The sequence below is a fragment of the Candidatus Marivariicella sp. genome, assembly GCF_983056325.1.
Genome location: NZ_CEZOWA010000001.1, coordinates 1 through 13512, shown reverse-complemented (window position 1 = coordinate 13512; position 13512 = coordinate 1). Strand labels below are relative to the sequence as shown.

General features: G+C 30.5%; 14 protein-coding genes and 1 tRNA gene. 6 read left to right on the top strand and 9 right to left on the bottom strand.

The genetic code is table 11. The features are described 5' to 3' along the window. Window position 1 precedes the first annotated feature (1 nt). Window positions 2–1003, bottom strand: a complete 1002-nt coding sequence (pdhA, locus tag AC3ATN_RS00075; RefSeq protein WP_487531140.1) for a pyruvate dehydrogenase (acetyl-transferring) E1 component subunit alpha — start codon at window positions 1001–1003, stop codon at window positions 2–4. Between the two features lie 70 nt (window positions 1004–1073). After that, entirely contained in the window at window positions 1074–2207 is a 1134-nt protein-coding gene (porV, locus tag AC3ATN_RS00070) for a type IX secretion system outer membrane channel protein PorV (protein WP_487531139.1), read from the bottom strand. 180 nt (window positions 2208–2387) lie between these two features. Between porV and gldJ the strand changes: the two genes are divergently transcribed. Together gldJ and AC3ATN_RS00060 are read left to right on the top strand one after the other, a co-directional pair. Next, window positions 2388–4112, top strand: coding sequence for a gliding motility lipoprotein GldJ (gldJ, locus tag AC3ATN_RS00065; RefSeq protein WP_487531138.1), 1725 nt, complete (start codon window positions 2388–2390; stop codon window positions 4110–4112). A 36-nt stretch (window positions 4113–4148) separates the two neighbouring features. Then, complete coding sequence (locus AC3ATN_RS00060) at window positions 4149–5435, top strand: UDP-N-acetylmuramoyl-tripeptide--D-alanyl-D-alanine ligase (RefSeq protein WP_487531137.1); 1287 nt, start codon at window positions 4149–4151, stop codon at window positions 5433–5435. Here the strand turns inward: AC3ATN_RS00060 and AC3ATN_RS00055 are convergent. After that, window positions 5421–6554: an NAD(P)/FAD-dependent oxidoreductase gene (locus tag AC3ATN_RS00055; RefSeq protein WP_487531136.1), complete on the bottom strand. Its 1134-nt coding sequence runs from the start codon at window positions 6552–6554 to the stop codon at window positions 5421–5423. The two genes, AC3ATN_RS00060 and AC3ATN_RS00055, sit on opposite strands and share 15 nt — an antisense overlap. Before the next feature lie 194 nt (window positions 6555–6748). On the opposite strand from AC3ATN_RS00055, the gene AC3ATN_RS00050 reads away from it, so the two are divergent. From AC3ATN_RS00050 to AC3ATN_RS00035, 4 genes are read left to right on the top strand one after another with little or no spacing between them, the layout of a single operon-like run. Beyond that, entirely contained in the window at window positions 6749–7042 is a 294-nt protein-coding gene (locus tag AC3ATN_RS00050; protein ID WP_487531135.1) for a hypothetical protein, read from the top strand. 10 nt (window positions 7043–7052) lie between these two features. Next, window positions 7053–7310, top strand: a complete 258-nt coding sequence (locus AC3ATN_RS00045; RefSeq protein WP_487531134.1) for a hypothetical protein — start codon at window positions 7053–7055, stop codon at window positions 7308–7310. A gap of 38 nt (window positions 7311–7348) precedes the next feature. Then, window positions 7349–7927 carry a flavin reductase family protein gene (locus AC3ATN_RS00040; RefSeq protein WP_487531133.1) on the top strand — a complete coding sequence of 193 codons (579 nt, stop codon included), beginning with the start codon at window positions 7349–7351 and terminating at the stop codon, window positions 7925–7927. A gap of 29 nt (window positions 7928–7956) precedes the next feature. After that, window positions 7957–8598 carry an O-methyltransferase gene (locus AC3ATN_RS00035; RefSeq protein WP_487531132.1) on the top strand — a complete coding sequence of 214 codons (642 nt, stop codon included), beginning with the start codon at window positions 7957–7959 and terminating at the stop codon, window positions 8596–8598. On the opposite strand, the gene AC3ATN_RS00030 is transcribed toward AC3ATN_RS00035, so the two are convergent. From AC3ATN_RS00030 to AC3ATN_RS00005, 6 genes are all read right to left on the bottom strand, one after another. After that, window positions 8595–8867: a Sec-independent protein translocase subunit TatA/TatB gene (locus AC3ATN_RS00030; RefSeq protein ID WP_487531131.1), complete on the bottom strand. Its 273-nt coding sequence runs from the start codon at window positions 8865–8867 to the stop codon at window positions 8595–8597. The genes AC3ATN_RS00035 and AC3ATN_RS00030 overlap by 4 nt on opposite strands. A 29-nt stretch (window positions 8868–8896) precedes the next feature. Beyond that, on the bottom strand, window positions 8897–11188 hold the full coding sequence (locus AC3ATN_RS00025) for a M1 family metallopeptidase (RefSeq protein ID WP_487531130.1): 2292 nt from the start codon (window positions 11186–11188) through the stop codon (window positions 8897–8899). A 42-nt stretch (window positions 11189–11230) separates the two neighbouring features. Next, complete coding sequence (locus AC3ATN_RS00020) at window positions 11231–11755, bottom strand: DUF6702 family protein (RefSeq protein WP_487531129.1); 525 nt, start codon at window positions 11753–11755, stop codon at window positions 11231–11233. Between the two features lie 2 nt (window positions 11756–11757). Beyond that, window positions 11758–12537 carry a hypothetical protein gene (locus AC3ATN_RS00015; protein WP_487531128.1) on the bottom strand — a complete coding sequence of 260 codons (780 nt, stop codon included), beginning with the start codon at window positions 12535–12537 and terminating at the stop codon, window positions 11758–11760. Then, window positions 12538–13260, bottom strand: coding sequence for a carboxypeptidase-like regulatory domain-containing protein (locus tag AC3ATN_RS00010; RefSeq protein WP_487531126.1), 723 nt, complete (start codon window positions 13258–13260; stop codon window positions 12538–12540). It lies immediately after the preceding gene. Between the two features lie 28 nt (window positions 13261–13288). Next, window positions 13289–13361 (bottom strand) — tRNA-Gly (locus AC3ATN_RS00005). Between the last annotated feature and the right edge of the window lie 151 nt (window positions 13362–13512).

Here is a 13512-nt window from a genome sequence, read left to right as displayed (position 1 = left end):
ATTAATCTAATTTATGTTTCAAAAAAGGGTAGTCTTTTTGTTCGTAAACCGCATCATACATCAAACTTTTATCAGGATACGGGGATTCATTAGCAAATTTTTCACACTCGAGAACTCGTTCTTTGACAGATAAATCTATTTTATCTAACTGAGACTGTAAGGCATATTTCTTCTTTAAAATAATGTCTTTAACCTGGATGATTGGGTCTATCTTTCTATACTCACCCACCTCTTCTTTTGTTCTGTAATGCTGTGCATCAGACATAGAATGTCCTCTATATCTGTAAGTTTTCATTTCTAAAAAAGAAGGACCTTTACCAGATCGCGCGTGTTTAATAGCCTTATCTAATGATTTAGCTACCTCAACTGGATTCATTCCGTCAACAGGTTCACATGGCATTTCATAGCCTAACCCAAGCTTCCATATATCTTGATGGCTTGCTGTTCTTTCAACTGAAGTACCCATGGCGTAACCATTATTTTCGACAATAAAAACAACTGGAAGGCTCCATAAAGTAGCTAGATTTAATGTCTCATGTAATGTTCCTTGTCTTACAGCTCCGTCTCCTAAAAAACACAAAGTAACATTGTCTCTATTGAAATATTTATCACCAAATGCCATACCAGCTCCTAAAGGTATTTGACCGCCAACAATCCCATGACCGCCATGAAATTTATATTGCTTTGAAAAAATATGCATTGACCCCCCCAAACCAGAAGATGTTCCTGTTGCTTTACCAAATAATTCAGCCATAACTTTCTTTGGATCTTCACCCATACCAATAGGCTGAACATGATTCCTGTAGGCGGTTATCATCCTGTCTTTTCCTAACTCCATTACATGCAATGCCCCTGCTAAAATAGCTTCTTGTCCATTATATAGGTGTAAAAAGCCTCTGACCTTCTGCTGAATGTAAACTGAAGCTAATTTATCTTCAAACTTTCTCCAGAAAAACATGTTTTCATACCAATTTAGATATGTTTCCTTGGTAATTTTTTTCATAAAACTAAATGTGATAAATGTTTTAATATCGTTAACAAAAATACTGAATTCTTGCGAATTACTAAATGCTTTATGGAATATTAAAAGCTAAAGAAAATCTTAATGTGTTTTCTAATGGACTTCTGACTTTAGAAGTTGAAAACAAATAAGAGATATTTAAGTTCATTTGATTAATTAAAAATCCAGTTCCTAGTGTTACATAACGTCTAGCTCCTTTATCAATACTTTCATTGAAATATCCGGTCCTAAGAGAAAAAGTATCTTGAAAAACATATTCAAAACCTAATGCCCATGTAACTTCCTTTAACTCTTCTTTAAATCCATCCGGTGCATCACTAAATGATTCAATCATACCCTTTAAAAAATCAACATCTGGTTGTCTATACCCCTGAAAAGTATTCGAATCATCAAAAAAAGCTATGGGTGTAGGAACTAATAATTTGTTTAATTCTAAGTTGAAATTTATACTATTATCATCATCAATTGACATTTCAAGTCCAGTACCTATTTTTAAATTTGTTGGTATGAAATTTTTTTTACCGCCTTCATCGTATTTTAATCTTGGACCTATGTTAGAAATATTAAAACCTGATCTAATAGTTGACTTCATTCCGCTTATGTCAAACGATTTACCTTGATAAAAACCAGCAATATCTATGCCTATTGAATTTGCTGAATTATTATCTGAATCGTTAGAAAGTTTCAAATCCGATCTTATATATCGTATTGCAACAGCAGTTGAAAAAGACTCACTCAGCTTTAGAGAATAAGATAAATCAAGAGTTAATTCGTTTGGACGCTCCACACCCTGATCAACAATAGATCCAGAAATTACTTGATTAAATTGTACTTCGCCCAAACTAAAATATTTAAAACTAGTAGCCCAAGAGCTTCTCTCGCTAATTTTTTGGTAATACGTTACGTTTCCTAGGAAAATATCATTGACGAGTTTACTTAAATAGGGTGTATAACTAACACCGAAACCAGAAGAGTTATTAGCAAAGGAATATTTAGCAGGGTTCCATTGCTGAGAAAAAGCATCTGGACTTGTGGCAACCCCAATGTCTCCCATTCCCGCTGCTCTTGCATCTGAAGTTATTAACAAAAAAGGAACACCTGTAGTTATAACTCGTTCCTGAGCTGAAATCTTGAAAGCAGATGCAATCAAAATAATAAAAAAAAACAGTAGTTTAATCTTTTTCATCGAGACTTATTCATCAAAACGTTAAAATATCATTTTTGGTATTTTTTCTAAAAAATTATACTAAAATTTTAATTTATACGTTAAAATAGTAAGTTATTTCTTGGTGAATATATTAAAAATGGTTTGATAGTACTAAAATTATTATATTTGTGTAAGTTTTACAAACATTAAAGTATCTACATGGGCTCAAACAACAAATATCGCTCCACACTTTTAATTCTAATTATTCTATTAGTTACTGGTTGTGCTAAAAATAATTCTTCAAGAGGAACTGGCTGGGGTATCAACGCAAAAAATAAGGGTTTTCAATACAACACTGACTTTGAAGAACAAGAAACTGGTCCTGGTCTAGTCTTTATTGAAGGAGGTACATTTACAAAAGGCCAAGTCCAAGATGATGTCCTCCACGACTGGAATAACAGTCCTTCAAAACAACATGTAATGTCCTTTTATATTGATGAAACTGAGGTCACCAATATTATGTATATGGAATATTTGGATTGGTTACAAGCAGTTTTTCCCCAATCTGAGCCAAGATACAGGCAAGTATACAAATCAGCTCTACCTGACACTTTAGTTTGGAGAAATGCACTTGGATATGTTGAAGAGTTAACCACAAATTATCTACGTCATCCGGCCTATGCTGAATACCCAGTTGTGGGAGTAAGTTGGGTTCAAGCGGTCCAATACGCCGAATGGAGAACAGATAGAGTTAACGAGTTTTTACTGGAACGGGAATCATATGTGAAAAAAGATGTTCGCTACGAAAGTATAGATCCTAATAGCACTTTTAATACCCAGGCCTACTTATCTAGACCAGAAACCTCTTACGGAGGAAAAGTTGACGATGGAGAAGATGCAGGAGAAACCCCAATGCCTCTCATAAATTCCGGAAAAAAAGGAATGAAACAAGAAACAAATGATGAAGGTGAAGACGTTTCAAAGCCAATTTACGCTGACATAGGTAAAGGACTTTTACTTCCATCTTACAGATTACCAACAGAAACTGAATGGGAATATGCAGCACTTGCTCTTGTGGGCGATAGAGAATATAATAACTACCGAGGTAAGAAAAAATATCCATGGCAAGGGGAATATACTAGATCTCAAGATAAAAAAATGGAAGGTGACCAGTTAGCTAATTTTAAATTTGGTAAAGGTGATTATGGTGGAATAGCTGGATGGTCCGATGATGGTGCTGATATAACAATACAAGTAAAATCCTATCCTCCAAATGATTTTGGAATATACGACATGGCAGGTAATGTTGCTGAATGGGTGGCAGATGTTTACAGGCCAATAATTGACGATGAGTATAATGATTTTAACTACTACAGAGGTAATGTTTATTTCAAGAAAAGAATTGGAGAAGATGGAAAAGCAAGTATTATTGAAGCTGACGAATTAGTTTACGACACACTTCCTAATGGAAGAGTAATACTAAAAAAATTACCTGGACAACTCGATCAAGTAGCAATAGATGAAGAAGAAACATTTTTAAGACAAAATTTTTACGAAAGTGATAATCGTAATTTTCGTGACGGTGATAGAGAATCGTCAAGGGAATTTATTAAAGGTACACCTGAAGAAGGTGAATATGATGATCGTCCCGAATCCACTGATATGTACAATGCTCCTAATCACCCAAGAGTTACTAAGGATGAAAATGGGAACATAGTTAGAGAGATTGACAAATCTATCAAAAAAACATCTTTAATAACCGATGCGACTAGAGTTTATAAAGGTGGTTCCTGGAAAGATAGAGCTTACTGGCTTGACCCATCTCAAAGAAGATTCCTCCCACAATACATTGCTACCGAGTATATTGGTTTCAGATGTGCTATGTCTAGAGTTGGATCTAAAAGTAAAAAGAAGAAATCAGCACGTCATAGACGTGGACGCTAAATCCTTATAAGGCATCCTAACGGATGCCTTTTTTTTATGATTGAAACGAAAGAAATATATAAAATATTCAGTGAATCTTCAGGTGTATTCACGGATACAAGAAAACCTTTAGTTAATGGTTTTTATATAGCTCTTAAGGGACCTTTATTCAATGGTAATAAATATGCTTTAAAAGCATTACAAGAAGGAGCTATTGCAGCTATTGTGGATGATTATGAGCTATCATTGAAAAATGAAAAACTTATATATGTTTTAAACACCTACTCTACCTTGAAGAGTTTAGCAAAATATCATAGAAAAAAATTGAAATGTCCAGTATTTGCGATAACTGGAAGTAATGGGAAAACAACCACTAAAGAACTTATTAAAAAAGTATTTGAAGAATTCTTTGATACCCATGCTACTATTGGCAACTTAAATAATCATATAGGTGTTCCCTTGACAATCTTAAACACCCCACTAGATTCTGAGTTTACAATAATAGAAATGGGGGCAAACCATCTTTATGAAATTCAAGAATTATGTGAAATCGCGGAACCAACCCACGGATTTGTTACGAATTTTGGAAAAGCGCATATTGAAGGTTTTGGAAGTGAAAGTGCTATTATAGAGGGTAAATCTGAATTATATAACTATTTGTTGATTTCAAAGGGAACTATATTTGTTGACATAGATAATAAAAATCAGTTAAAAAGATTAAATAAAACCCCATTTGTTTCTTTTGGTCAAAATAAAAAATCAGATTATCCAATATCCTACTCCAATATAAATAATGAACTAGAGGTAACTTTTAAAGGAGAAAATTTTAAAAGCCCGTTACATGGGGAGTATAATTTAAAAAATATTGCAGCAGCTATTGTTATTGGTTATTTTTTTAGAATCCCAATAACTAAAATTAGAAAAGGGATTGAAACATATAAATCAAATAATAACAGATCTCAATTTATTAAATTAAAAAATCATGAAATTATTTTAGATGCGTATAATGCGAATCCATCAAGTATGTATGTCGCTATTCAAAGTTTTAAAGAAACTTATCCGGAACACGCCATTTTAATTTTGGGTGACATGCTAGAGCTAGGAGATCAAAGCTCTATTGAACATGAAAAAATATTACTTTTAGTGAAAAAATTATCATTTTCTAGAATAATTACAGTTGGAGAAAATTTTGAAAAGATCAAAATAGCATTATCCAACATAGAAAAATTTAGTTCTACTAAAAAACTTCTTGATTATTTAAAAATCAATCCCTTAAAAGATAAATATGTTTTTATTAAGGGATCACGCTCGATGCAGTTAGAAAAAATATTAACTGTCCTCTAAAAGAAGGTCTGAAACTTCTTTTCCTACCATACTTCCCAAGGCGACTCCCATTCCACCTAATCGAACACCAATAACAACATTTTTATGAATTTTTTCAATTATGGGATTTTTAGTTTCTCCAAAAGCCATAATACCGGACCACTCCATGTCGATTTCATAATTAACACTAGGGATAATTATGGATTCTAGATCATTAATTAGTGATCTTTTAATTAATTTATTTATTCCAAAGGTAGTAGTATTTTCGTTTTTTAAATCTAATTGTCTGCCCCCTCCAAACAAAATCCTGTTTTGAAAATTTCTAAAATAATAATACCCTTTATTATAGTGAAAACACCCTTTAATCTTTAAATTTTGTATCGGTTTGGTTATCAAAACCATTCCTCTTCCGGGATTAATGTCAAGTTTAGGAAACCATTTCTTTGAAAAAGCATTCGAACAAACAGCTAAGTATTTTGACTTAAATGAAATATTCAAATTATTATTTAAAACATGTATTTCATGTCCTGCAGAATTTAAATCAAATTTTTCAACATTAGCTCCTGTAATAATTTTTATTCCCTTTTTACTTGCTAATTTTTGAAGTTCGAAAATGGTTGTTCCAGTATTAATTTGAGATTCAAAAGGATTGAAAATTAATTTTTTCACAAACTCTTTTGAGAAACCTAAACTATGAATCCTTTTATTTTTTAAAGAAAAAATTTTTTTATTGTATATCGGAAAAAGTAAGTCATTATATTTCTCTATGTATTCTTCTGGATCTAGATCATTTGGAAAAAAGAGCTCATATCCACCGTTATTAATCAAATTAAGTTTTTTTGAAGAAATTGTTTTTTTTAGCAACTCTAAACCCTTAATCCGTTTTTCAACCAATTTAAACAATGCTGCGTCAGATATTTTCTTGTTGTCCTCGATCAATTCTGAAATGGATCCAAAACATGCAAAACCTGCATTTTTGGTACTTGCTCCATTTGGAAAAATATCTCTTTCTAAGATTGCTATTTTTGCATCAGGATTTTTTTTATTAAAAGATAATGCTGAAAACAATCCAGTGATACCTCCTCCGATAACAATTAAGTCATATTTAGTAAAAGCTATTTTTTCCCAATAACTTATCATTAGCAAGGGTATTAGTAAAGGTTTTATGATTCAATATATATGAGTCTAAATATAATTACATTGTGTTTTTCAAAAGAACTCTAAATAATTAAATCGTAATTGCAATTTAATACAACTTATTAAAATAATATGAAAATTAGAATTTTAAAAGTCCACTTTTTAACTACTTTTGTTATGAAATTTATATCATATAAATGAAAAAAATTCTTCTAATTCTATTACTAACTTCATCTACTTTGTTCTCTCAAGATTGGCTTGTAATTGAACAGCACACTGAAAACAGATACAAGAATGGAAAAATGAAGATAGTAATAGATGATGGTAAATCTATAAAAACAGTTGAATTAGAGGATCCTTCCTTTGCCAATTTAATCAAAACACTCCAAGGAGAAGATTTTGAATTAAAATTTGTGGACTCTTCTTTTATCCTTGAAAACAAAAAGCAAAAGCCAATTACAAGATATTATTTTATCAGAAAAAAATTATAAAAATTTAAATATGAGAACTTTTAGCTTGATTTTATTTTTTTTGTTTTTTGTAAAATGTCAGAAAAATGAGGATTGTATAATTATCATTGAAAAAAGGAGCGTTGATGATAAGTACTATTTTTTGTTTGAAACGGAAAATCTAAATGATACCAGCCTAGGTGGAAATAATTCCCAATCCACAAATATTCCAGATAAATACTCATCAGGGCAAGTTGATAATGTTACATATAACAGTTATAATATTGGTGACACGTATTGTAATAATTGAATTTAATGCAAGAATTTAAAAAAATAGACATCCACAAAATGTCTAAAATTTATAGACTAAATCTTATTAATAGCATTACTGGTTACAAATCTGCAAATCTAATTGGAACCAAAACAGATGCAAAAACTAATAATGTTGCAGTTTTTAGCTCAATTATACATTTGGGAAGTAATCCACCATTAATTGGCTTTATTCTTAGACCAACTACTGTACCTAGGCATACTTATGAGAATATTCATAAATATGGATATTTCACACTGAATCAGATAAGTAAAAGTCAAGTTAAATCTGCTCACCAGACTAGTGCGAAATACCCAAAAGACAATTCAGAGTTTACAGAAACTGGGTTAGATCATGAATACAAAGATGACATTGAGGCGCCATTTGTCAAAAACTCTCCTATTCAAGTCGGATGCTCTTATATAAATGAGTATAAGATAATTGAAAATGATACCATTTTTATTATTGGAAAAATAGAAATCATATATGTAAATGATAATCTTTTATTGGATGATGGATTTGTTCAACTTGATAAAGGTCAAATTGTCACTATTAACGGTTTAGATGGATATGCTCTACCTGAACTCATTAAAAGATTTTCATACGCAAGACCTTAAAAAATTATTTTTTTTAAAATTCGAAAATTATGGAGTTCATTGATGAGAAGATAATTGAGTATGCAATTCAAAATAGTAGTGAAGAATCAGATTTGCTTAAAAAATTAAGAAAGGAAACGCATCAAAAAATTCTTAATCCAAGAATGTTAAGTAGTATAATTCAAGGCAGATTATTGAGTTTAGTTTCAAAATTAATCAAACCTACAAATATTCTTGAAATTGGAACTTATACTGGTTATGGGACACTTTGTCTTTCTGAAGGGCTGTCAGAAATTGGTAAAATTCATACTATAGAAATTAATGAGGAGTTGATTAATTTTCAGAATCAATTTTTTGGACAAAGTGATAAGGCAAAACAAATCATTCAATATAATGGAAATGCAATTACTGTTATTGAAAATATAGACGAAGAATTTGATATTATATTTTTGGATGCTGATAAAAGTAATTATATCAATTATATGGATTTAATGATTCCAAAACTTAAAAAGGGTGGTGTTTTAATTTCTGATAATGTATTGTGGAGTGGAAAAGTTTTAAAGAATGCAACTGAAGAAGATTATGATACTAAAGCACTACAAAAATTCAACTCAATTCTAAAAAATAAGGTAGATTTAGAAACAGTATTGTTACCAATAAGAGATGGACTTAGCTTGAGTAGAAAGATCTAAATATTACGTTTAACCGAATCAGTTAGTTCATCCAAATCTTTTTTAGCACTTTTAATTCCATCATTTATTTTTTTAGCAACAGATTCCGAAGAGCCTTCTATTTCTGAAGATTTTTGAATTTCAGATTTAATTTCATTGGTCGCATGCTTGATTTGAGTAATACCTTTTGCCATTCCTCTTGCAATGGAAGGGATTTTGTCAGCACCAAAAACTAATAACACAATAAAAAAAATTAAAGCTATTTCAGCTCCACTTATAAATAGAAACATTATTCTAGTTTTTACCAAATATAGAAAATCTATCCTTTAATTTTTGCTTTAAATTTTTCTAAATCAGAGTTGAATTTTTCTTTGGGCCAATTATTATTTGAATTATTAATATCAGCAGTTTCCATTTCAGGATCAACTTTTACCCCAATCAATTCCTTATTTGTTGCTAATACTTTTCTAACTGAATCTTCATTTTTCCTCCATACTTGAACTGGATATTTTACTCTTTCCTTGGTTCCATCTTTATAAGAATAATCTACTATTATCGGCATAACTAAACCTCCTGGTTTTTCAAATTCAATTTCATAAAAATATTTTGGAAAATTAATTTGTTTATTACCGTATTTCTCTTCGATATATTTCTTTAATGGAATTGAATTATCGATAGGGCTGATTTCCTCACCTATTTTATCCAACTCTTTATCCTCCGGAACCATAAAAACATAAACAGGTGCAAGATCCTTCGAAGTCATTCCAGAGGGTAATAATTTGTCAACTTCAGGACCCGGGTTTGGTGAAACAACATATTTTTTTACTCCTTTGACACCAATATCCACGTAATCAGTCGAATAAAACCAACCTCTCCAAAACCAATCTAAATCAACAGCAGAAGCATCTTCCATGGTTCTAAAAAAGTCTTCAGGTGTAGGGTGCTTAAACATCCATCGTTGAGAATATGTTTTGAATGCATGGTCAAACAACTCCCTTCCCATAATAGTTTCTCTTAGTATATTTAAAGCTGTTGCTGGTTTTGCGTAAGCATTGGGGCCAAGCTGAAAAACATTTTCAGGATTTGACATTATAGGAGAAATATTATCTTGATTACCTGACATATATGGGATTATCTTGGATGGGTCTCCTCTTCTTGAAGGGTACTGACTTAAGGGTTTAATTGCACTTTCAAATTTTTCTCCAAATTCTTGTTCTGTTAAATACTGCATAAAGGTGTCTAAGCCTTCATCCATCCATCCCCATTGTCTCTCATCCGAGTTAACAATCATAGGGAAATAATTATGACCAACCTCATGAATAATAACACTAATCATTCCAAATTTTACACGTTCCGAATACTGTCCATCTTCATCAGGACGACCATAATTCCAACAAATCATTGGGTACTCCATTCCTTGATTTCTAGCATGAACCGAAACTGCCTTTGAATATGGGTAATTGAATGTGTATTTAGAATAGGTCTCTAATGTTTGAGCAACAGCAATTGTTGAATACCTTTCCCATAAAGGATTGCCTTCTTTGGGGTATAAAGAACTGGCTATGACTCTTTTGGATCCAACCTTAACAGCCATCATATCCCAAATAAATTTTCTTGAGCTTGCAAAAGCAAAATCACGCACGTTTTTAGCAATAAATTTCCATGTATTTTTCTTTTCTGAAAATTTTGTCTCCTTTTCAATTACTTCATCTTGACTTATTATTAAAACTGGCTTGTCAAAAGATGTTTGGGCTTTTTTATATCTTTTATACTGTACACTGGTTAAAACTTCGCGAGGGTTTTTTAATTCACCAGTTGCTTCCAGAATATGGTCTGCAGGAACGGTTAAATTAACTTCATAATCTCCGAAATTAAGTGCAAACTCGCCATTTCCCCAAAATTGATAATTCTGCCAACCTTCCACGTCGTTATAAACCGCCAGACGTGGAAAAAATTGCGCTATGACATAAGCCTTATTTCCGTCTTTAGGAAAATACTCATAACCTGATCTTGCTCGGTTTGTAACATGATCATTGATTTTATACGACCACTTAATGCTAAATGTAAAGTCTTCTCCTGATCTAATAGGTTTTGGAAGATCTACACGCATCATTGTATTATTAATAAAATATTTAATAGGAATGCCAGATTCAGTTTTAACCCAATTAACATTAAAACCTCCGTCAAATGGTTCTTCAATATAATTTGATACGAATGATTTGACTTCAATTAAAGGCTCTGCCCCTCTCCCATTTTTTTGCAGTGCTGGAGCATCTTTTTTACGAATATTTTGATCTAACTGAACCCATAAATATGATAAATCATCTGGAGAATTATTTTTATATGTAATTAATTCTTGTCCGTATAACTTAGAGTTTTTATCGTCAAGCTCAATATCCATAACATAATCAACTTGTTGTTGGTAATAATCAGATCCTGGAGCTCCTGAAGCAGTCCTATATCTATTTGGAGTCGAGAACTCTTCATACAGCTGTTTGAATTTATTATTATTAGTGTGACCTGATTTTGAGTTTGAAATACTATTTTCTTGAGCATTAACAAATAATCCTAAAAATAATATTGAGATAAAATTATAAATATTTTTTTTCATCATTTTTTTAAATATGACCCTGAATATAATCATTTTATTTAATTATTCTAATTCGAAAATTGCCTTTGAATTGTTTTTATTTAGTACAAAGCTTTTTCTATATTTGTCACTTTTAAAATGAACTATATTCTGCTGAGAATCAAAATAATCACATAGAATGCGATTCTCAAAAGTTATATCATTAATGGTTTCAACTATTGAAGATTCATAATAAATTTGTGTCAAATCATTTTTATATTCTTTGCCGATAAAGTCAAAAATAATTAACTTATTATTTATAAATATTTTTAGATTTTCTTTGAAGTATTGATTTAAAATTTGATTTATTTTTTCTGAATTAGAATCAGGATCAATTTTTAATTTACTATTCCTATCTCGAATCATTTCTTCAATATCATCAGTAAAGACTCTAATCGTAATTTGAAGTAATTTTTTTTCATTTATGTAATCAACTTCTGTGTTAGAAACAAAATAGTCGTGAAGTTTAATTTCAAAATCGTCATATTGAGTATGTAATGATAGGGATAAAATAAAAATATTTATCAAAGAAGTAGTATTTAAAGACATAGTTATCTAATGTTATTTAAAACTCTTAATTTATTTTGCTCAAAATATTTCATCACCTTATTGTGCTCATTTCTATTAAAAGTTTCCCTTAAAGGATAGTTGATATATGTTCCAGAAACAAATTCATAAACTTCGTCCTCCGAAACATCAAAAGTTTCAATAAAATAATCTAGACCATAAAACTTGATTAAATTTTCAATAATATCAAACTCAACGTCAAGTTTTCGTTTTTTTTTAAGGACCTTATAATAGCCAGATATATGCTTATATATTGGATCAATTGGAATTGATCCAGTTAATGGAAATAGAAGTGCTGAGATTATTAATTGTTTTTTAGTTACTATTTTTTCTTTTCTTGTACCTGTAAAACCAGGAATACCTCTATTATAAAAATTAATAGGTTTTACCCCTGAATTTTCAAAATCTTTAAATAAATCTCCAGACAAATTATGGGGTCTTACAATAACTTCAGATAGCTTATTTACAAATTTTTCTAAAGGAATTAAAATCTCTTCACTCTCAAGCATTTCATCATTTACCACTAAGATTTTAATGCTAAATTGGATTGCTGAAATTATAATTGTATCTCTAGTTGAGCTAAAAATTTGAAAATAACCAACCTGATCTGTGATTGTAGCACTTCCTCTAGTTTTATTTATTATGTGAATTGAGGATATTGATGTTGAATCATTTGAAGTTACTCTTCCCTTTAATAGAGAGGATTTTTTAACTTGAGCATTAAGAATCCCTACGAAAAAAAATAAGAATATAAAACGAATCATTTATTGCTTATTTTTATAATCTTCTACCTCTCCATATAAGTAATCAATTAATAAAAATTGTTTGGATTTTTGAAGCAATACATCCGAAGTTAATTCTTTGTCCAAGTAGTTTAAAAAATCAGATATTTCCTCACTGCCTAATCCGAGTTCATCGATAAAAAAACTATTTTCAAAAACAAAAGGTAATACTTTACTTGGTAAAAGCTTTTTTTTCTGTTCTTCGGAGGTGTTTGAAATTAATTTAGATATTAATTTAGCAACATTAATAAAATCGATTCCATTGTACAATTTTCCTTGCCTTAATATAGTATTATCGAGTTTTGTAGATTTATCTCTTATGTAGTCGAAGCCCATAAACTCTTCTTCTTTAAGATCTAAAAATTTTTCTACATTTTCTGGACTTATTACAATTTCATCAAGGATGTTTACTCTTTCAGTGATATTAACGACCAATCTATTTTTGTTTAATATTTTTTCAGTTATTGTAATACTTTTGATTTTAAATTCTACAGATGAAAAAATAATTTCATCACCCTCACTAACATCAATTTGAAACTCACCATTACTGTCAGTTATAGTGTTAAATTGAGAAGAATTATTAATTACATTTGCAGCAATTACATTATTATTTCTATATAAAAGTTTACCGTTAATAAGTCTCCTTTGCTGGGCAGTAGAAATAAAACTAGCAAATAAAAATATATGAATAAAAATATATTTCATCGATCAAAGTTATAATTAGAATACGTTGAGCGGGAGACCGGGTTCGAACCGGCGACATTCAGCTTGGAAGGCTGATGCTCTACCAACTGAGCTACTCCCGCATTAGTACAAAGATATAAATTCGTTTTGGTTAAGAGCCCCTTCATCTGTATTGATTCCAATAAGGTTCTATATTTGTATTTAATTAACTTTAATTATTTTTCATGAAAAAATATGTTTTATTTTTTATTGGTTTATCTTTTTGTTTTGGAC

Excerpts from the sequence above, each read along its gene's own strand:
- pdhA (WP_487531140.1), bottom strand. The coding sequence starts at position 1,003 with ATGAAAAAAATTACCAAGGAAACATATCTAAATTGGTATGAAAACATG.
- porV (WP_487531139.1), bottom strand. The coding sequence starts at position 2,207 with ATGAAAAAGATTAAACTACTGTTTTTTTTTATTATTTTGATTGCATCT.
- gldJ (WP_487531138.1), top strand. The coding sequence starts at position 2,388 with ATGGGCTCAAACAACAAATATCGCTCCACACTTTTAATTCTAATTATT.
- AC3ATN_RS00060 (WP_487531137.1), top strand. The coding sequence starts at position 4,149 with ATGATTGAAACGAAAGAAATATATAAAATATTCAGTGAATCTTCAGGT.
- AC3ATN_RS00055 (WP_487531136.1), bottom strand. The coding sequence starts at position 6,554 with ATGATAAGTTATTGGGAAAAAATAGCTTTTACTAAATATGACTTAATT.
- AC3ATN_RS00050 (WP_487531135.1), top strand. The coding sequence starts at position 6,749 with ATGAAAAAAATTCTTCTAATTCTATTACTAACTTCATCTACTTTGTTC.
- AC3ATN_RS00045 (WP_487531134.1), top strand. The coding sequence starts at position 7,053 with ATGAGAACTTTTAGCTTGATTTTATTTTTTTTGTTTTTTGTAAAATGT.
- AC3ATN_RS00040 (WP_487531133.1), top strand. The coding sequence starts at position 7,349 with ATGTCTAAAATTTATAGACTAAATCTTATTAATAGCATTACTGGTTAC.
- AC3ATN_RS00035 (WP_487531132.1), top strand. The coding sequence starts at position 7,957 with ATGGAGTTCATTGATGAGAAGATAATTGAGTATGCAATTCAAAATAGT.
- AC3ATN_RS00030 (WP_487531131.1), bottom strand. The coding sequence starts at position 8,867 with ATGTTTCTATTTATAAGTGGAGCTGAAATAGCTTTAATTTTTTTTATT.
- AC3ATN_RS00025 (WP_487531130.1), bottom strand. The coding sequence starts at position 11,188 with ATGAAAAAAAATATTTATAATTTTATCTCAATATTATTTTTAGGATTA.
- AC3ATN_RS00020 (WP_487531129.1), bottom strand. The coding sequence starts at position 11,755 with ATGTCTTTAAATACTACTTCTTTGATAAATATTTTTATTTTATCCCTA.
- AC3ATN_RS00015 (WP_487531128.1), bottom strand. The coding sequence starts at position 12,537 with ATGATTCGTTTTATATTCTTATTTTTTTTCGTAGGGATTCTTAATGCT.
- AC3ATN_RS00010 (WP_487531126.1), bottom strand. The coding sequence starts at position 13,260 with ATGAAATATATTTTTATTCATATATTTTTATTTGCTAGTTTTATTTCT.